Origin of the sequence: Enterococcus gilvus ATCC BAA-350, from assembly GCF_000407545.1 — a bacterium.
Classification (GTDB): Bacteria; Bacillota; Bacilli; order Lactobacillales; family Enterococcaceae; genus Enterococcus_A; species Enterococcus_A gilvus.
Window position 1 is genome coordinate 2,630,089 of sequence record NZ_ASWH01000001.1, and the last position, 21,401, is coordinate 2,651,489.

The following is a 21,401-nucleotide window of genomic DNA, read 5'->3' on the forward strand; positions in this document are numbered from 1 at the left end:
TAGCTCCTTTGTTTGCCGTTTGAACAAACAAGAAGTTCGTCAAACGTTGATTATTTGGCGATTCGATTATTTCTCAAACGCATGGATGCGCACATCGCAATTCCTCCTTTTTAGTTGAGCAGTCCTAATTCCGCTTTCCATGTCAGCAGACGCTTCACAGATTGGTCTAATTCTTTCTCACTGTATGTCCCTTTTTTGATTGCTTCCAAAATATACGGGATCTGTGTACTGTAACTGGATGATAAAATCATATCATTGCCTGCCTGCAGCGCCTGAAGCCCCGCTTCCTCCTGCGAGATAAAGTCCGCTAAGCCCGCCATATCCATATCATCTGTCATGATGACTCCTGTAAAGCCCAGCTCATTACGGATGACATCGTGGACAGGTTTTGAGATCGACGCAGGTCGGTTGCCGTCGATGGCTTTTACAATGTTGTGGGAAACCATGATGCTGTCGGCTCCGGCTTTGATCCCCGCTTCAAAGGGCAGAAAATCATTTTTTCGCAAATCCTCCATTGAACGGTCATCCGTGACGATCTCCACATGAGAGTCACGATTGTTCCCATATCCGGGAAAATGCTTCAAGGTCGAACCGATTTTTTGTTTTTTCATTTCTTCGACGCTTATCTTCACATAATGACTCGTCCCTGCGGCATCCATGCCGATCGTCCGATCATAAATAAAGGATTGCGGGTCAGTCGATACGTCTGCATCGGGAAACATGCCTAGCTGGATGCCTAGTTCGCGAAACACTTGTGCTTTGCGATCACTATCTTTTATGATACCATCCCAGCCCTCTTTTTGGTATAACGCTTGCGGGCTTTCAAAAGCTGGCGAGACGATTTGGTTGCGACTCAAACGGCTGACGCTTCCGCCCTCTTCGTCCGAACCAATGAATAAAGGCACCTTGCTGGACTCTTGGTAGCTTTCGATCGTTTGTTTGATGTCGCTTTGCCCTTTGACTTGCATGTCGCGATCAAATAATAGATAGCCGCCTAAATGAAATTTTTGGATATCTGCCACTTGGTTCTCCTCAGGCACACGTGCCATGAAAAGCTGTCCGACTTTTTCTTCCAACGTCATATCAGCCATTGTTTTTTCCACTTTTTTCTCCATTTTATCTTTCACCGTTGCTTTTTCGGTCGTCTTTGTTGTCGTTTCAGTTGTTTGCGTGGATTTGTTTGTTGACGCGGTGGACTGTTCCTTCGTTCCATTGCCGCACGCAGTGAAAAGAAATGCCGCGGACACCATCATCAAACCAATCAAAAAATTTTTTTTCACGGTTCTTGCTCCTTCTAATCGGTTCCTAAATTGTTATTTTGTCATTCGTTAAAACCCGTAGCCTCAACGTACAGTACATTCTAGCATAGCTTGTGAAATTTGAGCACCAATTCAAATTGGCCTAAAAAAATGCTGAGAAAAAGCAGGATCACTTTTCCTCAGCATGGCGTTTATTTGTTGTGGACTGCGATATCTTTTCGTACGCGATACCCTTTGCCCCAAATGGTTTGGATGATCTCTTGATCGACTTCCAGCATTTCCAACTTCAATTTGATGTTTTTGACTAATGAAGAAAGTTGGGCTAGTCGAGATTGTGACACGTTGCCCCACAAGGTCATACATAACTCATCGCGAGAGACGATCTCGCCTGGGCAGCTGCGTAATTTCTCAAGCACCTGCAGCTCAAGCGATGACAGATTGATCAATGTCATTGCTGAGATCCCTTGCTCGCCTTCACTTGCATCAGGCCCATCACATTTTTCGGCTGCAGCAGGTTCAAACGCTTTGCCGTGATACTGAGCAGCGACCTCTGCTAACTGTTCCCGCAGTATTTCGATCGACTCGCTGTTTTGGACCGCGCCGCTTACGCCAAGCTTGTAAAGAGCAGCGCGCTCTTCCTCACTGATCGCATGATCCACTTCCCGTAGAATGCTATGATCCTGTTCTGTCAGATTCGGCAGCATCAGCTCCATCTCGTAGCTTGAAATGGTCTCACCAATGACGATGATCGGGAAATAATGTACCAGATCAGACACTCGTCCTTCTATTTGAATCTCATTCAAAATACTAGTGGAACAAAAGACTTCGTAATTTAAATGTTGTAATTTATTGATTATTATTTCTTCTGCTAAAATATTCTTTGTCAAAACTAAAACTCGTACCATTTATTTAACCTCATTTTCTACTCAATTATGACTATGAATAGAATATAACTTAAATCTAAGGAAATAAAAGCTCTTTTTTTAGATGATACAAATTAAAATTATGAACATTCTACATTTTTTCTTTTTTTTTAATTTGGAATAAAGAAAAAAAAACCGTGAGTATCCTCACGGCTTAAGCGACGACCTTGTTCAATTTCTTTTCCTGTTTGACCGCCTTCTCAAAGATCGGTAAGTTGAATTGCTTGTACAGCGCGCCTGCAACGAAGTAGGCGATGTTGAAATCGATTAGGCTGTGGACCAATCCGCCGACCCCCATCAAGACAAAGACCGTGTACAGATATCCTTGTGAATAAAAGGTATCCGGCATATTTCCCATAAAATAAAAGGCGGATACAACGAGCATCTCTGCCGCCGCATGGATCACCCCGATGATCAGGTTAAATAATTGGAAACGGCCATTTGCCAAGGTAAATTTTCCATTTTTCAATACAAGCTCGGGATGCTTTTGTAAATAGCTCGCCCCGATAAACGCAAAGATCAGATGGGAGAGCGCCCGCAGTGCGATGATCGGCGTGGTGGAGATAAAGAAGCCGAATGCGGTTCCTAAAACGACCGCCACCGCAACAAAGGGTGAAAAGAACATCGCTATAAAGACCGGAACATGACTGGCCAAAGTGAATGATGCCGGGCCTATTACGATCTTGGGCATGATCATAGGGATCAAGATCCCCATGCCGATCAGCAAGGCTGAAATCGTCATATGTTTAACAGAATGAGTTTTCATTGTATCCTCCTATACGTGTCAAGACACTTAATTCGTACTTTAGTGTAGTCCAAATACGATCAGGTGTCAAGACAGTAGCAGTGAGAATTTTTTGAAAAGTTTCACTATTTTTCGATCAGTGCCACGCATGCATCCCGTTCTTCTGGGGTGATGTGGTGTTTTTTTAGATAGCGGTTGTCTGATTTTTTAGCACATGCAATTGAACATGCCCCCAAATATTTTTCTTCGTTTTCTTCAGAAACCAACATTTGGCGATTGCATTCTGGGTTGCTGCAGTTGATGTAGCGTTCACACGGAGTCCCATCGAACCATTCTTTCCCGATGACCTTCTTGTCGACCTGATTGATCTCGACACTGATTCGTTCATCAAAGACATACATTTTTCCGTCCCAAAGCTCCCCTTGTGTGGCTTCGTCTTTCCCATAAGCCGCGATGCCGCCATGAAGCTGCGCAACATCTTCAAAGCCTTCCCGCAACAACCAGCCAGAGAATTTCTCACAGCGAATGCCGCCGGTACAATAGGTGACGATTTTTTTATCCATAAACTGTTCCTTGTTCTCACGAATCCATTCTGGCAGCTCGCGGAAATTATGGATCTCTGGACGGATCGCTCCACGAAAATGCCCTAAGTCGTATTCATAATCATTGCGGGCATCTATGACGACGGTATCCTCCGCTAACAATGCCTCACGAAAGGCTTGAGGTTCCAAGTAATTCCCAGTCATTTGACGTGGATCAATGTCCTCTTCTAAATTCAGTGCAACGAGCTCTGTCCGTGGACGAACAAAAAGCTTCTTGAAGGCGTGGGCTTCGCTTTCGTCGCTTTTAAAATATGTGTCCTTGAATCGTTCATCCGCCAGCATAGCTGCCATATATTGCTCGGTCGCTTCTTTTGTTCCAGAGAGTGTGCCGTTGATCCCTTCTGGCGCAACAAGAATGCGGCCCTTGATGTCGAGTGCGCGACAAAAGGCCAGATGTTCCTTGGCAAATGCTTCAGGGTCTTCGATTGTTGTGTAATTATAGTAAAGTAATACGCGATAATCCATGATGATTCCTCCTGTTTCTGTATCCTTTACTACTATAGGAGATGAAAAGTGTTTTTTCTAACTTGATGCTTGTGGAATACTTTACAAATTCAGTGGTCGGCTTAAAAAGCAAAAAACACCTGCGAGAAAGACGCGCAGGTGTTGCTTTTAGATTTTTTGAAAATTTTTTAATAAACGTTATTCCCTGCCCTGTTTTGCAGGTCATTGGTTACTTCTCTGTCCAGACTTCTTTTGCCGTCTCGATCACTAATTGTAATTTTGCCCACTGATCTTCATCCGTAACCTTATTTCCTTCTTGCGTTGACGAAAAGCCGCATTGCGGGCTTAAGCAAAGCTGTGTCAAAGGAACATACTGTGTCGCTTCTTTGATTCGTGCTTTTAAAACGTCCTTGTCTTCTAATTCCGGTGTTTTCGTAGTAACTAAACCTAAAACGATCCGCTGCTCTCGAATATTTTTCAAGGGTTCAAAGCTGCCGGAGCGCTCATCATCGAACTCCAAGAAAAAGCCGTCGAATGCGGTGATGGCTAATAATCGTTCAGCGATTTTGTCGTAAGAGCCGTTGTACAGCCAATGGGACTGGAAATTTCCTTTGCAGAAATGAAAAGTTATCGCTAAGTCAGCCGGTTTAGCCGCCAAAACAGCTTCGGTAATATCGCCGAACTCTTGGATCAACTCATCGGGGTCGTACCCGTTGTTGGTGATCAAACCGCGGAAACGTTCATCGAATAACCCGCCCCAGCTCGTATCATCCAGTTGCAGATACCGACAGCCAGCATCATAAAATGCTTGGATCGCTGCTTGATAGGTCGTGATCAAATCTTGAATGAAGGCCGCTTTATCCTCATAGACAGGATTTTCATGATACTGCTTTGATAAAATAAACGAATCGAGGTAGATCATATTCGGTCCAGGAATGGTTTGTTTCGCGGTCACCTCTCCAGCCTGCTCCTTTGTAAATTTGAAATGACTTAAAAAGGGATGCGCCGAGTCAAAGGAAAGCGTGCCGCTGACATACGTCCCTTGCGCCTCTGTAGTCACGCCAAAAGCTGTTGTTTCAAAATCATACACCGTGATCCCCTTCAAACCGGCGATAAAATCCAAATGCCACCAGCGACGACGAAACTCCCCATCTGTTACTGCCTGCAACCCAAGCTCTTTTTGTTTTTGGATCACTTTGATGATCTCTTCATCCTCGACTTTCGTCAATGCCTCCTTCGTGATCGTTCCTTGTTTGAATGCTTCCCGCGCGTCCTTCAATCTTGCAGGGCGCAATAAACTGCCCACCTGATCAAAACGAAATGGAATAGTACTCATAAAATCCTCTCCTTTTCAAATAAAATAAAAACCCTTAGATAGCATGATGCTATCTAAGGGCATAGTTGATATACGTTACCACCTTTGATTTGCAGCGACCTCACAGTCGGCTGCCTCGACAAGTACCCCATGTTTGATTGGGAGACTCTTGTTGTTTAACGGAACATCCCGTACCTTCTTAATTAGTCAGAAGATCCACTCAAAAGCCATTTTCAAAACCATTCGTTTCCATCTCTTTTCAGCTGCCGAGACTCTCTGGGGGAAGGGATCGTTTCTACTTTCTTTCTCATCGTGTTTTAATATGATTGTAAATTAAGGATAGCGGGCAAAGGGCCGTTTGTCAAATTCTTTTTGTAGAAAAAGTAATGATTTTTACACCCTCAACTTTACTATTAACCTTTTCAAATAATTATCGAGCTAGCCAACTTGATCCATTACAAACTTGATTGCTCCTGTTGGATTGCGTGTCAGTTTGATATACTCTGCTCCTTTAGTTGCAATTAGTTTTATTCCTAATTTATCAGTATCCTTCTTGATATCATCGTAATAAGAATTTACCTGTGGAGCTAAGACCACCAAATCGAACTTCGGCATAATATCATAATGAGAACCATAGGCACCAGCTTTGGCTATTACATGTTCCCCGGTCTCTTTTGCGCCCTCCTCTAAGGCATTGGCTAACATGGCACTTGTTCCTGCTCCCGCACATAAGACAAGAACTTTCAATTCCTTCTCAGTCGTTGTCACAGAAGCGGACGAATCACTTTCAACGAGAACCGTTTCATCCTGATCAATGATTGATGCTGCGTTCGCTGGTGACAAGGCGGGTACAACTTCTTCTAACTCATCGATCTCTTCTACACGTTCTGCTTCTTGTGCTACTAATACTCTATCATATGCTTTACAGAACGGATAATATATCGCGAAATCAACAAACAGTAGGACAATCGAAAGGATAATTGAAATTGGTTGGAATCCAGTATTCATGACTGTTCCGATCGGCCCAGGGGTAGCCCAAGGGAGAACATACATAAATCCATTCATTCCCAAAACACTGATAAAGAATTTTCCAATCAGTACATTCGCCATTGGAGCCAGACAAAACGGAATAAAGAAATAAGGATTCAAAATGATCGGTGCCGCAAAAAGTAAGGGCTCATTCACTGCGAACATTACTGGAATGATGGATGCTTTACCGACTGTTTTCAACTGTTTTGAACGCATGAATAGAATGAAAATGATCGGTACGATAAATGTAGCTCCTGTTCCTCCCAACTCACCGATAAAATTCCCAAAATTTTCTGTTAAAGCATGTGATGGATGTCCGCCTTCAGTGAAAATTCTAAGGTTGGCCTCAGTATTACCATACAATGCCGCTGACAGACCCGGCTTAACAACCGATGGCCCGTGTACTCCGACAAACCAAAATAATGGGATCAAGAACAAAATGAAAGCTAAACCAAAATAACTTTCTGCCCCTTCAAATAGTGGAGATAAAAGTTTGGAGAAGACCTCTCCAAATGGAACATTGAGTGCTGTTCTTGCTGCAATATCAATGATCGCACAAACTAGAACAGAGAAAGAAAACGGAAAGACATCTCGAAAATTTTGTGCAATAGTACCTGGTACTTCCTTCGGCATTTTTATCGTAATATCATGAATTACACAAAATTTATACATATTGACAGTAATGAAGGCCGAGATAAAAGCGGACAATATACCTTTAGTTCCCATATAGTCAGCCGTGAATGCGCTATCTGCCTTAGTGATTGCTAATAACAGGAAACCACAAGCTGCTGCCAACATAACAGACGTTTCGTTGATAACTTTTCCGTCCGGCATTTTACGATTCATGCTTCCGGCTAAGCAGCGTGCTGTTGTTCCAGCTACTAGCATTCCCACGATTCCCATGGTAAAATCATAAATTTTCCATAGCCAACCTTCTAACCCGCTTGGGATCGTTAGTCCGAATATTGGTGGAATTGCTGCACATAAAATGAAAATACTAGAAAACAAGATAACTGGCATTGCGGCTAAAAAACCGTCTTTGATCGCCATTAAGTAAATATTCTTAGATATTTTTTGAAAGAAAGCTTGCCTTTTTTCAATTTGTTGAATGATCACATTCATTTTTTATACCCCCTAGTTCGCCTTTACGATATTTCTCCTGATACAACTCGATGAAATCTTGTACGAGATCTCTTAATAACAGAGTAGTCATCAAATGGTCCTGTCCGTGGATGAAGATAAATCCTAATTCTAAATCTTCCCCATTTGCTTCATTGGAAAGTACCTCCGTTTGCGCATTATGAGCCAGTTTAAGATTTTCATCAGCATCCTTCAGCTTACTCTTTACGTTGGAAAAATTTCCCTCTCGAATTTCTTTTAATAAGCTGAGTAATGAACTGCGGGCATCACCAGAATAAGCCACGATTTCAAAACCAAGCATTTGTAAGTCATTTTTATCCATCTCCAAATCTCCTTTATCCTAGATAATCGTTTTCGTTTCACTAACAAATTTGTACCAATAGGCTGATTCTTTTGGATACCGTTTTTGCGTCTCAAAATCGACATAGAACAGACCGTAACGTTTGTTATAGCCGTTGACCCAAGAGAACACATCCATCAAAGACCAGATAAAATAACCTTTTACGTTCACTCCTTCATCAATTGCTTTGGAGATGTAGTTGAAATAACCTCTAAGATAATCGATCCGAGCATCATCTAAAATAATGCCGTCATCAAAGTGATCCTTATATCCTAAGCCATTTTCTGTGATATAAATCTTTTGATAATTTGGATAATCCTCTTTGATGCGAACTAATAAATCATAGATTCCTTCAGGGTAAATCAACCAATCCCAGTCTGTCCGGGGCAAATCATCTCGTTGGATGCGTTCACCGATTCCTTTGATACGATAAACTTGAGTTCCTTTTTCTCCCGTTGTGTTGTAAAACATTTGGCTTTCATCGTTGTAGGCTTTCACCCAATGACTCACATAATTGTTGATTCCCAGATAATCATTGCGATTTGCCGCCTTTTCCATTTCTATAAAATCGCTTTCATCTATCGAAATACTTGTCTCATTTACCGCTAAAATCTCGTTGATACATTGCATAGTGTGATCAGAGTAATACCCCAAATAGGTAGCATCCATTAAAAATTTCACGGATAAGGCATCGTCTAGTTCCGCCGCATGGATATCTTCAGGTGCATCAGATGCAGGATACTTCGGCTCCAATGAGTGGACGACACCGATCTCTCCGTCATAATTACCTTCTTTAAAAATATTCACAGCTCGCGCATGAGCATACATCATGTTATGCAGAGCAGTAATCGTTTTTTGCAAATCAAACTGAATCTCTGGAGGAAAAGCGCCTGTTAAATATTGGTTAGTAGCTGCTGGGTAGATTTCATTGAAGGTGCTCCAGTAATACACTTCTTCAAACTCATCAAAACAGAATTTTGCATAATTTACGAAATGCTCGATATTTTCGCGATTTAAAAAGTCTCCCTCATCAAACAATGCTTTTGGTGTATCAAAGTGATGAATAGTCACAAAAGGTTTGATCCCGTGTTTTTTACATTCTGCAAAAACCTTGTGATAATACTCGACTCCTTTTTGATTGACCTCTCCATATCCTTTGGGAAAGATACGACTCCAAGCGATCGACATCCGTAAACTATCAATTTTAAATTTTTTACACAATTCAATATCGACCGAATACTGATGATAAAAATCACTTGCCGGTTCGGCTGTATAACGACCTTTTTCTACTAAAAAAGTATCCCAAGCTACAGGTCCTTTCCCATCCTTATCAATCGCACCTTCTACTTGATAGGCCGCTGTTGCTCCACCCATTAAAAAATCTTCTGGTAACTTTCTTAATTCTGTCATTCTCACTTCTCCTCTTTTATAAAAGTCTTTGCACATGGATCGTAAAATAGATTCGCTCGTTTTCATTCAATGACTTTCCCAGATGACTCTCAATCAATTCATAAATTCGATTTCCTATTTGATAAGCCCGTGGATAATCTTTTTTTAAGGTATCTTCAAAATTCAAAGAGAACGGTTCGGTTTCGTTCGACTCATTCATAATCCGTTCAAGGAAATAATTCAAATGAATCATCAAGCGATCGTAATAATTTTTGTTTTTATCGGTCCTGCGAATTCCCGAAGCAGACAACTCACTTTGCACCAATAAAATCATTTTCTTTTCAATGCGAACATCTGTCGTTACAACTGCAGAAGTCCCTTTAGCATTAATAAAATGCAACGCGATTCGACCAACCTCTTCTTCAGGAAAAGCAACACCGAGGTTTTCTTTGATTAGCACTAGAGCATCTTTGCCAATACTTAATTCCGTTGAATAATCCGCTTTCATATTTGGCAATGCTGTATTTTCATAGGTTCCTTTATTCAAGTTTTGATAACTCAAATAAATATGGTCAGTCAAAGTGACATAAATATACTCTTGGACAGGGTAGTGATAATTAGTAATGGCACGTTCGATTATTTCATAAGATGTCGTAATAAAATCCAATGGGATATCTTTTAGCAACGTAGAAAAGTTATTTTGAGATTCTTTATTTCGCAATGTAAAGGTTCTTTCTACAGAGTCTTCACCAATCAAATCACCTTTCTTTTTTTGAAAGGTGATTCCAGCGCCCATGATTACCGCTTGCTGATTTGATGCATCTCTCACAATAGCAACATTATTATTTAGAACTTTAACGATTCGATACATTTCTATCCTCCCTTCAAACAAAAAGAGACTGCAAACAGTAGACGATTTCCCGAAGAAATTTTGCTCTACTATTCGCAGTCTCGCCTAATCAAGTTAGTAACGATCCACTAGTTATCATTTTTACTACAGCGAGTATAGCACGGATTTTTAAATAAGTAAACATTAAATTGATATAAGCAAACAAATTCAAACTCAAAATGACGTAATCAAACATTTCCAATCAACTGATATAGTAATTATCCTAAATATTCACTGTCTTTTTTATGATAGGATTAATTTATATAATTCCACTACGTACTGTGAAAACTTTTCAAACATTTATATTCTCCTCTTTTGTTAATGCTTGGATAAACCGTTCAACAATCTCCTTTGGTCATTTAATTTCGCCGCCATCAACAACGCCTGCATTTCCCGTACTTCTTCTGATACGCAGATCTTCCCTTCTGCGATCGCCGCGATTCCTTCATCAAATAATGCATTTACCAACTCCGCTTTTGACATGATTTCTGCCGCGATATACCCTCGCAAGGTCGTCCCACAAAATTGACACCCGCTTGCGCAGCATTGACGCCTTCCACAAATATGGCACTATCCGACATCAATAATTGATTCGGATATTTGGCTTTACTTTCTTCAATAAATTGATTGATGGACTGACCATCTGGCCGTAGCCGCAAGGTACAATTTCGCTACGTGATCGATCCACATTTTCAGGTACAAGTCGCGTCGTTATTAACGGAGAAGGATTTGATGATCCGCTTTTCACTTTCGGAAAGAACAAAGGATACTCATGATTCCTTAGCGATCGCAAAGGAGAAGCAAACAAAGATTTTAGCCATTACCAATTATCAACTTTCTCCCATTTCTCAATTGAGCGAGGTTGCACTGCAAACAATCATTGATGAATTTCTCAACGGCGTCTCATTAGCAAGCAAAATCTCGCAATTGTATCTCTATGACTTGCTGGTTCAAAGATACGAGATTGGAAATAACATAAACTTAATATAATTACGTGAGACAGTGCTTTGCTCGACCTAGATAAAAGTTTAGAGTAACGACAAAAAGATTGATCGCCTAAGTATTTCTTCTGAGGCGATCAATCTTTTTTAGCGAAAAAAACTGCCCTCCAATTGGAGAGGCAGTTTGAAACACTATTGCGCCGTTTGTTGATTTGGATCAACTGTTTGCGGGTCTTGCTGTGCCGGTTGCTGGTTGGCATCCGGTGTAGGTGTTTGAGTTGTTTGCTGCGGATGTGTAGCAAAATATTGTGCTTCACGGTTTTCAGCATTTTGCTGCAGGTTGTAATAATAGAAACTGATGTCATTGTTCATGTACGAGCCTGCTGGATAAAGTTTTCGTGTGCTTTCCGGCATTTCATATTTCGCTTTGTCGACTGTGGAAGACACGACGAGGCCGCGAGTGCCATCTACCGTCGCATCCGCGAGGTTCATCACTTTAGCATAGTCGCCGTTGTCATTGCGAACATAAGAGCCTAGATTTTCGTTTGCGGTCGCTGGCGTCCCATCGGTTCTCCAATTGATCGGATTGATGGCTAAGGCACCTTCGTCCCAGGTTGGTAATTGTCCGTTAAAGTCTGGAGCAACAGTATTATAGGAAACAACGACACCGGTATCATCCGGGCCTGTCGCAAATTTGACCTGCGGATTGTCTGTCATTTCTTGTTGTGTGACCGATTGACCCAGTACATACGCGGCGATCATGCGGTCGCTCACGCCAGGATGCTGTTTGAAATAATCATACATGATCGCTTTGATCATGCGGGCACCTTGCGAGTGTCCAACTAAAATGAAAGGACGGTTGTTGTTTTCGTGTTTGATATAGTAGTCAAAAGCGGCGATGACGTCTGCTTTTGGAATCCCATCAACATACTCATTTTGTTCACTTTTTTGTTTTGAATACAGCCAGTTGGCATCTAATTGACGATAGTAAGGCGCGAAAATATTGCCGCTTGTGTCAAAGGCAGATCCTTGCGTCGCTAGAAATACTTGTGCGCCCGCACGCATCGTTGCGTTGTCGATTTTAGCAACTGGTGAGGCATTGCTGTCTTTTTGTGCGTAAGCTGTCGGATACAACATGAAAACATCTGCTTGGCTGGTAATATCCGTTGGTTTTGACAACCAGTTATCCGCATCACTGTAGTCGCTGGCTTTGATCGTTTCACCCGCTTTTTCTGGTTCTTTTGCTTTGATGCTCGCTTTGCGTGTTTCTTGTTTAGGTGAAGCTTCTTCGTTTCCGCTGAATGTCGTATATGCGTAATAGCCGCCTGCACCCAGAACGAATACCACTAATAGTCCAATGATCAATTTTTTCATTGTGTCCTCCAAAAATACAAATTTATGTTCTCTATTATAGGTGAGTGGGGTTTTGTTTGACAAATTTACTGTGGATTTAATGAAAAAATAAAAAGAAAGCAACCACTCTTTCGCTTTTGGGATCGAAGACTATCGAAAAAAACCTGTGACACATTGCTGTCACAGGTCTTGCTTACTTATTCGCTTCCAGCGCATTCGACAATCTGGCAAACTCTTCCAGCGAGAGTGTTTCGCCTCGTCGCTTCGGATCAATTTCCGCTTGCTGCAGGCTGGTTTCTAGCCACGCTTTGGTCGCGTCGTCTTTGCCGTAAGTATTTAATAGATTGTTCCATAGCGTTTTGCGACGCAAAATGAAGGCCGACTTTGTTAGCTTGAAGAATTCTCTTTCATCCGTTACTTCTACCGCCGGTGTTTTACGGCGAACCAGCCGCAAGATCGCCGAATCGACGTTGGGCTGCGGAATGAAGACGGTCTTCGGTACAATGAAGGCTGTCGTTGCTTCCATATAATATTGAACTGCAATGGACAAGGACCCATAGGCTTTGGTGCCTGGTTTTGCGGAGATGCGATCCGCGACCTCCCGTTGCATCATGACCACCATCTCGTCGACATCCAGTTCGGATTCCAAGATGTGCATCATGATCGGCGTCGTGATGTAATACGGTAGATTCGCCACGACTTTGATAGGCCCAGCTTGGTCAAAATACGCCGTTTCTTTTTTCAAATCGACTTTTAAAATGTCGTTATGGACGACACGGATGTTGTCATAAGGACTTAGCGTATCTACTAAAACAGGGATCAGACGGTCATCGATCTCAAACGCGAGAACTTGATGCGCCGCACGGGCTAAGTGTTCAGTCAATGCGCCGATTCCCGGTCCGACTTCGATCACGTTGGTGTGCTTGTCGATCTCGGCAGTGGCGACGATTTTTTGTAAAATATTGGGTTCGGTCAAAAAGTTCTGACCCAAGCTCTTTTTAAAGGAGAAGCCGTGCGTTTGCAGGATTTCTCGTGTTCGAGAAGGCGTTGCGATATCTTTGTGTTCGTTCAAGAAGTTTCCTCTACTTTCCTCATTGCCTCGTGCAGTTGTGCTTCGGTGATCCGAAACATCGTTAATCGTTTTTCTAATTGTTTGGCATTCGTATAGCCGATCTTCAGTTCGTCCCCTAAACGTTCCCGACGCTCACGGGCTTGAGCTCCCGCTATTAAACCATACTCCAAGAGTGTTTGTCTAGCTATTTTTGGCTCGTTGCTCTCCGCTGGCGTCACGACTTTGTGAAGGGCGTCAATGATCGCTTCGTCACTGGCGTGCTCGACACCAAGACTTGCCCCGCGTTTTTGCGGAGCCGCCATTCGCCGGGATAAAAAGGCGTGCTGGGCATCGGGGATCGCTTCCATGATCGTCTTGCGGATCTTCTCGCCGGAAAAGTCAGGATCGGTAAAAACGATCACGCCTCGTGTTGCCTGTGCATGCTCGATTTGTTCTAAGATCGCTTCATTAATCGCTGAGCCGCGCGTCTCGATGGTATCGACATCGAAGACTTCCTTTAGTCGCTTCGTATCATCCTTGCCTTCAACAACGATGATTTCTTCAATCTTTTCTTTAGTCATCGGCAGTGATCCTAAACAGGCGATGGGCATTTTGCGTCGTTAGATGTGCGACTTCCTCCATCGGCAAATTGCGCAATTCCGCGATTTTCTCCACCACGTAACGAGTATAGCCTGGTTCATTGCGTTTGCCGCGGTACGGCATTGGCGCAAGGTACGGCGCATCGGTCTCGACCAATAATTTATCCATTGGCACCACTGTCGCTGCTTCTTGAACATCCAGGGCTTTCTTAAAGGAAACCACACCTGAAAAAGAAACGTGCATCCCTAAATCTAAGAAGCGCTCCGCCCATTCACCGCTGCCGCTGAAGCTGTGCATGATCCCGCCGATGTCGCGAATGTCTTCCTCTTTCAAAATCTTGTACGTATCCTCCAACGCTTCACGCGTGTGGATACTGATGGGCAGATTCATTTCCTTGGCGATCGCGATCTGACGACGAAACACCTTGTCTTGAACTTCTTTTGGATCTTCCATCCAGTGATAATCCAATCCGATCTCACCTAATGCCACCACTTTCGGCAGTGTCAATTTTTTGATCAAGTCTTCTTCGATGGCTTTCGTATAGCTGCCCGCTTCTGTCGGGTGCCAGCCAATGATGGAATAGATCCCTTCATATTGCTGGTTCAGCTCTAAACTTTTCTCGATCGTCGGCGTATCAAAGCCGACAACAGCCATCTCCGTCACACCAAGCGCTCGTGCCCGTTCGACGGTTTCCGGGATCTCATTTTCAAATTGTTCCGCATTCAAATGCGTATGAGAATCAAAAATCATGTTCCTCTCCTCCAACTGTTAACAATAAAACGCTCGACGCTGCGAAAGCCTCAAACGTTGTTGTACGATTCTTTTTACTACTTGCTCACTCAAGTAGAACTGTCCCTACAATAGCACAAATCTCAAATTTTCTCATTCCTTATGAAAATCCGTCGAAAGTCGGATGTTTCTCCTCGGCTTTCTCTCTATACTAGGCACTAAGGATCGATACACGGACAATACGTGTCTATCGACGATTTAGAAAGAGGGGATCGTATGCCTAATTTTCAACAAGATTTTCCAAATGCTGCACGTTACCTGAAGCAACGGTATCCTGATAAGGAAGCCGTGAGCAGTTTTTGGCATTGGGCTACTTTGGCGTTGTTCGCTATTTTATGTATCGCGACCATTAAACAGCAATTATTACTGATCGGTGCCTTGATCCTTGTCGCAGCCTTACTCAAAGGACCGGGAATTTTACTTTTCGGCGCGCTTTATTCCTTTTTAGTCAGCCTGTTCCCGCCAATCGGGATCGTTTTATCGGCACTGTTTTTCCTATTCAACCTGCGCTTATTGACCAAAAGCTGGCGTGTGAACCTGGTGACGTCTCTGTTCTACTTGTATCCGTTGGGCTTGAGTCTGCTCCGTTACTTTACCCATTGGGATGCTTCGTGGCAGATCGGACTAGAATTGTTGCCGGGATTATTGCTGCTTCATTTTGTCATGATGCAGGTTTATTATTTCCATCCAAGTGCCCGCCAAGTGGCCTGGACGGTTTTAGCTACACCTTTTGAATTGATCTCGCTAGTCTTACCTAAGCGCTTCAAAAAGCCGTTTCGGACGACCAGCGTTCCCAATCGACCAAAACGCTGAACAAAAAAATATCCTTCCTGAAGAAACGTCTTCGTGAAGGATATTTTTTTACTTTCAGCGAAGGCCCTCTGGTAAAATAAACGTGTAGCTGTTCGTCAGAAAGCCTTAGTTGATTGGAGGAGGGAACCTCATGATCGCAAAATACGAGTTGCCAGCAGATGAAGAACGATTGGCCAAAGCCTTTAAAGAATTAGGTCGCAATTTTTTTGACAAAGTCGACGCCAGGAATTTCACCCACGCTTACAAGATCTTGGATCAGCTGACAGCCCCTCGACAGACACTTCAGGAGACCATGTATACTGTAAAACGGAAAAAAATCCTTCGATCGTAAAAAAACAGGCGGCGAGAAAATCAATCGATTTTCTCACTGCCTATTTTTCTGGGGATGATCAGATCTTCTAACCCTTGACCTTTCTGGGGCAGCAACGGACCCTTTCAACCAGCCAGTTTACTAATGAGCTGTTGCAGTTGAAAGACATCCTGATTCGTCAGGAATGGGTCGATCACCACTGTTGGATACTCCTCCGGTACTTCTTCGACACTGCTCGATGTGATCAGTGCGTCATATTTTTCCAGCTCGGAGCGATTGATGTTCACGTTGCTGAGTTTCTTTTCGACATAGTGGACCTCAAAATTTCCGTAGATTTGATTTTCGATTTGATTGCCTAAGAAAAATTCTTCGGTCGGCGACAGCTCAGACAACAGCAGCAACTTCAACGGGCGGTCACAGCTTGCTAAGAGCGTCAAGCTTTGCGGCACCATCGTGATCAGGATGTACACGTAGTTCCAGATAAAGTCTTCTTCCTGATACATCTGATAGCGTCTGACAAAATACTCCACGATCTTCTTCACCTTTTTTACCGCCTGATCATGGGTCTCTGATAATTTTTCAAGGAAGATCCGCCGCTGACGGAATAAGATCTCGATCAATTGACCAGTAGGCTTATAGATCCGATGCTCATTCATCAAAACGACCGCCAATTCCTGCTTCTTCCCGTTGCCTAATGAGAAATTCAGCAGACTGTCGAATTCCTCCACCAGCTCCAAATGACGGTAATAATACTCCGCGTAGGTGTCCTCTTTTTTCAATGCGCTGTGGAGCTGTCCTTTGCCTGCCACCACCACATCGCCATAGGACAGCCAGAGACAGTCCTTGATTTTATCCGAAGACAGCTTCACGCGAAAAACTTCCATCGCCATCCGCTTGAAGGCATCCAATAGCTGTCTCTCCGGCAGCATCAAGTCACTGTCCAGCTCGGCTTTTGGATAAAAATGACCATTCTTGATTCGCCACAAGCTGATGTACATGTTGTACCCGAGCCGCTTCCGCGAGATAAAGTTGTCCTCTAATTTATTTACTTGAATGAATTGATTTACCAGCTCTGTGATCGCCTTGATCTGAAATTCCTTCAAATCCCGATACAGCGAATCCAGACGGTCTGATTTTTCGATGAAATAGCGGTAATACATGTGACGGATCACGCTCTCCTTGCCCTCAAGACGCAACGGTCGATACTGCAAGGTGACGCCTGATTTGGTCAAGACGCTCTCGATCTTTTTGAGATTCCGCTGTGTTTTGGACGGACTCAAAAAGAGCTTTTTCGATAAATCAATGATGTTTTCGCATTCTTCATACAGCAGCTCTTCGATGATCTGAAACTCTGGTGACTGCTGGATCGTGTCGGCATACAATCGGTTGATGCTGACATGCGATTTGATCTGCAACTGGTAAAGTCCTTTATATTTTACGATTCGAAAGGCGTCTTGCTGACTATTGATCAGTTTGACATCCTTTAATAAAACCGACAACGAGCATTCCAACTCCTCTAATAACTGGTCACTGGATAGACCGACCCGACAGGCGTATAGTATCTCCACTAAACGCAGATGTCGGAGGTTACTAACCCCTAATATCTCTCTAAAATCCACACTTTCACCCTCTTTTTTAACTCCTCTGTGTACCCCACAAACAGTAACTAAAACATTCACGTCATTTGCGTATGAAGCAAAACCCCTTCAGCTTCACACATGCGTCATTTAGTAAAACTCTTATTGCCTGCGCCTTTGATTGCGCGACCACCCCCTTCGTATCAAACGAGTGACAAAAGAAAAAGCCAAACAATAAAAGGGACTCGCTTATTGCTTCGGTTTATCCGTTGTCTCACTGTATATTCATGGTAACTGATATAATGCATTTCTGCTTTTTGCCCCTTTTAAAAAAAGGCTGTTATCTTAAATTAGATTGTATTTGTTCTAAAGAGGTATTTTTAAAAATCATTCGTTATTTAACTCACTTTCTAAATTTAAAATAAATTTTTTTAGAAACTAATAGTTGAATTTTTTTTGTTTTGTTTGAATTTTCACTATTTTAATTCGAACAAATAGGTACAAATGCTATTTCCAATCAAAGAAACCCTCGCAAAAAACAATTCTCTCTGTCCTTCCTACTTGCGTAACAGACCTGATTCTCCCCACAAAAAAACCGACAACTCCAATGGAATTGTCGGTTTCCTACTATATAAAAGGGTTATTTCGCTGTGCGAATGTTGACGAATTTCACTTCGACATATTCTTCCACACCGTATGTGCCGTTCTCGCGACCAAAGCCAGAGTGCTTCACGCCGCCGAATGGGGTTGCGGAATTCGAAATATCGGTATCGTTCACACCCACCATCCCATATTGCAGCTTGTTGCTGACATTGTCGATGGTATGGATATTTGTCGCAAAGAAGTAAGAGGCCAATCCGAATTCTGTATCGTTCGCATCCTTGATGACTTCTTCTTCGTCTTCAAACGTGATCAATGGAATGACAGGTCCAAAGGTTTCTTTATAGAAGATGTCCATTTCTTTCGTGACCCCGTCTAGAATCGTTGGCTCAAAGAAGTTCCCATTTGCGTACTCGCCGTCTTCCAGCTTGTGTCCACCTGCTAAGAACTTCGCGCCTTTGTCCGTCGCATCCTTCAACTGCTCCACGACTTTTTCGACGCCGTCTTTATTGATCAATGGACCAACAGTCGTATCGTCCAAGCCATTGCCTACCGTTACTTCTTTGATTGCTTCCACTAAACGATTCGTCACGTCTTCTTTAATGTCTTTGTGGATAAAGATTCTATTTGGTGACGTGCAGACTTGCCCGTTGTTGATAAATTTCGTTTGGATCAGCGTATCCACCGCTCGTTCGATGTCCGCATCTGGGAAAATGATGTAGGGTGCGTGTCCGCCTAATTCCATTGAAACATTCTTCAATGTAGGCGCTGCTTGTTCATTCAGCGTTTGCCCTACTTCAGTCGAACCGGTAAAGGTGATTTTTTGAACGTCGTCTGATTCTGACAATACTTGTCCGATCGTGGAGGAATCCCCCATCACGATATTCACGACGCCTTCAGGAAAGCCTGCCTTATCGAACAATTCCATCAACGCCAATGCAGAAAGCGGCGTGTCCTTTGATGGCTTTAAAATTACAGTACAGCCGGCCGCGATCGCCGGAGAGATTTTCCGAATGATCATATTTGACGGGAAGTTCCATGGGGTGATCGCGCCAACGACACCTACCGCTTGTTTGCGCACCTGCCATTGGTTCGTAGCTGGTGACGGAACGATCTCGCCAAGCACTCGCTGTCCTTCTGCCGCATTCCATCGCAGATTCTCCACGTTTATTTGGATCTCGCCTTTTGCTTGTGTTAAGGGTTTGCCTTGTTCCATCGTCATAATGGTCGCTAAACGATCCGCGTCTTCTTCCACGAGATCCGCCATTTTATTCATTAATTCAGCCCGTTCTGCCGCGGATTTACGTGTCCATTCAGGAAACGCCTTGTTCGCTGCTTCGATCGCTGCGTGCACTTCTTTTTCACCGCCGACATGAACCTCTGCTAAGGTTTCCCCCGTCGCAGGATTGGTCACGGGTTCCGCGCCTTCTGAGCCTTCCACCCATTTACCGTTAATATAGAGACGTGTTTCGACTGCTGGTAATCCTTGATGTTTTGCCATGTGTCTAATTTCCTCCTATTTTCTCATGTGTGGTAGTGGTTCTATTCCTTCGACAGCCTGATTTTCCCGCTGCCTACTACATGATTCACCGTAACACGGATAAAATCAAAGCTCAAAAAATCGGCTTGTTATAGAAAAAACTTAGAAAAAAAAAACAAAAAAGATGCGAGACCTAAAAAATAATTATGCAAAATTATTAATTTATTGAAAAAAGTAGGCAAACTCATGAAAGGGTTTTCGGTGTATGATAGCAGTATAGAAAAAAAACTAATGAAAAAAAATCCAGCGATTACGCAGCCAAAGGAGAAGCCACTATGACCATCAAGCCACTAGAAAGAAGACAGCTTTTTACCATGAAAAGAACCAGCCTTGAAAAACGAGTGAATGCCTATTACAAAGAAAGCCAACACGCCGACAATGTCATTGAATACGCAGTCGCGATTCTTGTCCGCAACAGTCTCACACTAGGCGGCTTCTCTATGATGTTCCCAGAGCTCATCCGCTCGATTTACCTAACTGCCAAACAATCAGATATTTTGCGCACCTTTCTGCCCTATTTCCGCAGCTACTTCCAGCAAAACGAGTGGGAATCCGTGTGCGCACGCCTGTTCACGGATAAAACACACTACCGCCAACTCACCAAAACAGCCGCTGCCGCCATCGACTATCTTGTCATCGATGCCCCAGAGAAGGAACCCAGTGATCCTGGTGTCACCTACAATACCCACACCGTCTTTCGCACCAGTGCCGGAAGAAAACAGACATGGGTACTGAAAAATACCGATCCGACAAAATCAGCCGACGCACTCAGCGGCTTGATGACGATTCTGACCACCCTATCGATTTTTGAATCCAACGGGATCAATCGTTTCGCAGAATTTGTCGCGGGGGTTACTTACGAAGTGAAACACCTCGGTCATTTTGGCGAGGAAAAGAAAGAACCTGCGACCAAAGCGGGCAAAAAAGCGACAACGAAAAAAGCCCCTGTACCCGTCAACAAAGCGGTCGAAGAAACCCCTGCCCCAACAACAACCAACGTCATGGAGAAAGAAGAAACCTATGACGCGCATCGGAAAAAACGCGCCCTTGAAAAAGCGACGCTGCCGCCATCGCCTCCTTCAAAGACCTTCATAGGCAATTCAAGCAAGGAGCACCTGCATAAGATGGCCGACGACCTAGCAGATCCATCAGTCTCTGTATCTGATCATGCCCCGCTCCCCGTGTCGCCAGATAAAACCTTCTTTGACAAATTATTGCAGATGATCAAACTGTAACGTGGCCTTTTTCAATTTTTTAACTACCCCATGTTTATTTGTGCTGCTTAAAAATAGAAATCAAGGCGCATCCCCTGTAAAAACTTTAATAAAAATAAGAAGAAATCCACGAATAGCGCTTATAAATGCACAGTAAATAAAAAGAGCATTTACTTTGTAATCGTTTTATTGTTATACTCTTCTCATAAATAAATAACTGAGGTGATTTAAGTTGAACTTCTTTTTTTATTGCGATACACCCACACGCACGAATGAACACTTAATCCATACGGATACTTGCGATTTCTTACCAGAAGTTTCTGAACGGAGTTTGATCGGAAAGGCCACGACCTATGAAGAGGCCTTGAGCATCGCCAAAACAGAAGCTCCGGACAAACATTTTTCCTCCTGTAAAGAGTGTTGCTGATTGACCAGCTCTAACGGGAACAAGGCGTGCTTGGTATCTTTCTCGCAAGAACTTGTTTCACTTTTCATCCTCATGATGCTTTTTAATGAGGCGTATTTTTGACCCTACTCC

20 protein-coding genes, 1 pseudogene and 1 other annotated feature are annotated in these 21,401 nt (G+C 43.2%); of the genes and pseudogenes, 4 read left to right on the top strand and 17 right to left on the bottom strand.

What is annotated here, in order from left to right; all coding sequences use genetic code 11:
• Positions 1-110: 110 nt before the first annotated feature.
• The 11 genes from I592_RS13035 to I592_RS22015 form a co-directional block, all read right to left on the bottom strand.
• Positions 111-1,280 (bottom strand): glycoside hydrolase family 3 protein, encoded by a 1,170-nt coding sequence (locus I592_RS13035; protein ID WP_010779729.1) that lies wholly within the window; start codon positions 1,278-1,280, stop codon positions 111-113.
• A gap of 170 nt (positions 1,281-1,450) precedes the next feature.
• Entirely contained in the window at positions 1,451-2,164 is a 714-nt protein-coding gene (locus I592_RS13040; RefSeq protein WP_010779728.1) for a helix-turn-helix domain-containing protein, read from the bottom strand.
• 172 nt (positions 2,165-2,336) lie between these two features.
• Positions 2,337-2,948 carry a hypothetical protein gene (locus I592_RS13045; protein ID WP_010779727.1) on the bottom strand — a complete coding sequence of 204 codons (612 nt, stop codon included), beginning with the start codon at positions 2,946-2,948 and terminating at the stop codon, positions 2,337-2,339.
• A gap of 104 nt (positions 2,949-3,052) precedes the next feature.
• Positions 3,053-3,994, bottom strand: coding sequence for an oxygen-dependent tRNA uridine(34) hydroxylase TrhO (trhO, locus tag I592_RS13050; RefSeq protein ID WP_010779726.1), 942 nt, complete (start codon positions 3,992-3,994; stop codon positions 3,053-3,055).
• A 208-nt stretch (positions 3,995-4,202) separates the two neighbouring features.
• The gene (locus I592_RS13055; RefSeq protein WP_010779725.1) at positions 4,203-5,309 is read right to left on the bottom strand and encodes a 5-methyltetrahydropteroyltriglutamate--homocysteine S-methyltransferase; all 1,107 of its coding nucleotides are present in this window, start codon (positions 5,307-5,309) and stop codon (positions 4,203-4,205) included.
• A 52-nt stretch (positions 5,310-5,361) separates the two neighbouring features.
• Positions 5,362-5,608, bottom strand: a binding site (T-box leader).
• A 118-nt stretch (positions 5,609-5,726) separates the two neighbouring features.
• Positions 5,727-7,439 (bottom strand): PTS lactose transporter subunit IIBC, encoded by a 1,713-nt coding sequence (locus I592_RS13060; RefSeq protein ID WP_010779724.1) that lies wholly within the window; start codon positions 7,437-7,439, stop codon positions 5,727-5,729.
• Entirely contained in the window at positions 7,414-7,779 is a 366-nt protein-coding gene (locus tag I592_RS13065) for a PTS sugar transporter subunit IIA (RefSeq protein ID WP_010779723.1), read from the bottom strand. Before I592_RS13065 ends, I592_RS13060 begins: the two co-directional genes overlap by 26 nt.
• 18 nt (positions 7,780-7,797) lie before the next feature.
• Complete coding sequence (gene lacG / locus I592_RS13070; protein ID WP_010779722.1) at positions 7,798-9,207, bottom strand: 6-phospho-beta-galactosidase; 1,410 nt, start codon at positions 9,205-9,207, stop codon at positions 7,798-7,800.
• 16 nt (positions 9,208-9,223) lie between these two features.
• Positions 9,224-10,057, bottom strand: coding sequence for a PRD domain-containing protein (locus tag I592_RS13075; protein WP_010779721.1), 834 nt, complete (start codon positions 10,055-10,057; stop codon positions 9,224-9,226).
• Between the two features lie 336 nt (positions 10,058-10,393).
• Positions 10,394-10,585 (bottom strand): hypothetical protein, encoded by a 192-nt coding sequence (locus tag I592_RS20750; RefSeq protein ID WP_049944381.1) that lies wholly within the window; start codon positions 10,583-10,585, stop codon positions 10,394-10,396.
• The gene (locus tag I592_RS22015) at positions 10,537-10,734 is read right to left on the bottom strand and encodes a beta/alpha barrel domain-containing protein (protein ID WP_071875855.1); all 198 of its coding nucleotides are present in this window, start codon (positions 10,732-10,734) and stop codon (positions 10,537-10,539) included. The genes I592_RS20750 and I592_RS22015 overlap by 49 nt, the downstream gene beginning before the upstream one ends.
• A 1-nt stretch (position 10,735) precedes the next feature.
• Between I592_RS22015 and I592_RS13085 the strand changes: the two are divergent.
• Positions 10,736-11,065 (top strand): annotated as a pseudogene (locus I592_RS13085) (SIS domain-containing protein); the annotation flags it as partial.
• A 143-nt stretch (positions 11,066-11,208) separates the two neighbouring features.
• Here the strand turns inward: I592_RS13085 and I592_RS13090 are convergent.
• From I592_RS13090 to I592_RS13105, 4 genes are all read right to left on the bottom strand, one after another.
• Entirely contained in the window at positions 11,209-12,390 is a 1,182-nt protein-coding gene (locus I592_RS13090) for a DUF3089 domain-containing protein (protein ID WP_010779719.1), read from the bottom strand.
• 172 nt (positions 12,391-12,562) lie between these two features.
• On the bottom strand, positions 12,563-13,441 hold the full coding sequence (gene rsmA / locus I592_RS13095; RefSeq protein ID WP_010779718.1) for a 16S rRNA (adenine(1518)-N(6)/adenine(1519)-N(6))-dimethyltransferase RsmA: 879 nt from the start codon (positions 13,439-13,441) through the stop codon (positions 12,563-12,565).
• Positions 13,438-14,001, bottom strand: coding sequence for a ribonuclease M5 (gene rnmV, locus I592_RS13100; RefSeq protein ID WP_010779717.1), 564 nt, complete (start codon positions 13,999-14,001; stop codon positions 13,438-13,440). The genes rsmA and rnmV overlap by 4 nt, the downstream gene beginning before the upstream one ends.
• A complete protein-coding gene (locus I592_RS13105; protein WP_010779716.1) occupies positions 13,994-14,770 on the bottom strand; it encodes a TatD family hydrolase in 777 nt (258 codons plus the stop codon). The genes rnmV and I592_RS13105 overlap by 8 nt, the downstream gene beginning before the upstream one ends.
• A gap of 255 nt (positions 14,771-15,025) precedes the next feature.
• Between I592_RS13105 and I592_RS13110 the strand changes: the two genes are divergently transcribed.
• The gene (locus tag I592_RS13110; protein ID WP_010779715.1) at positions 15,026-15,622 is read left to right on the top strand and encodes a hypothetical protein; all 597 of its coding nucleotides are present in this window, start codon (positions 15,026-15,028) and stop codon (positions 15,620-15,622) included.
• Between the two features lie 130 nt (positions 15,623-15,752).
• Entirely contained in the window at positions 15,753-15,953 is a 201-nt protein-coding gene (locus I592_RS13115) for a hypothetical protein (RefSeq protein WP_010779714.1), read from the top strand.
• 104 nt (positions 15,954-16,057) lie between these two features.
• Here I592_RS13115 and I592_RS13120 read toward each other — a convergent pair whose 3' ends face one another.
• Positions 16,058-17,551 (bottom strand): AcpB/EbpR/MafR family transcriptional regulator, encoded by a 1,494-nt coding sequence (locus I592_RS13120; protein ID WP_010779713.1) that lies wholly within the window; start codon positions 17,549-17,551, stop codon positions 16,058-16,060.
• Between the two features lie 598 nt (positions 17,552-18,149).
• Complete coding sequence (locus I592_RS13125; protein ID WP_010779712.1) at positions 18,150-19,610, bottom strand: NAD-dependent succinate-semialdehyde dehydrogenase; 1,461 nt, start codon at positions 19,608-19,610, stop codon at positions 18,150-18,152.
• A gap of 314 nt (positions 19,611-19,924) precedes the next feature.
• Here I592_RS13125 and I592_RS20755 point away from each other — a divergent pair, with 314 nt between their 5' ends.
• Positions 19,925-20,884 (top strand): hypothetical protein, encoded by a 960-nt coding sequence (locus I592_RS20755; protein ID WP_010779710.1) that lies wholly within the window; start codon positions 19,925-19,927, stop codon positions 20,882-20,884.
• The last annotated feature ends 517 nt before the right edge of the window (positions 20,885-21,401 follow it).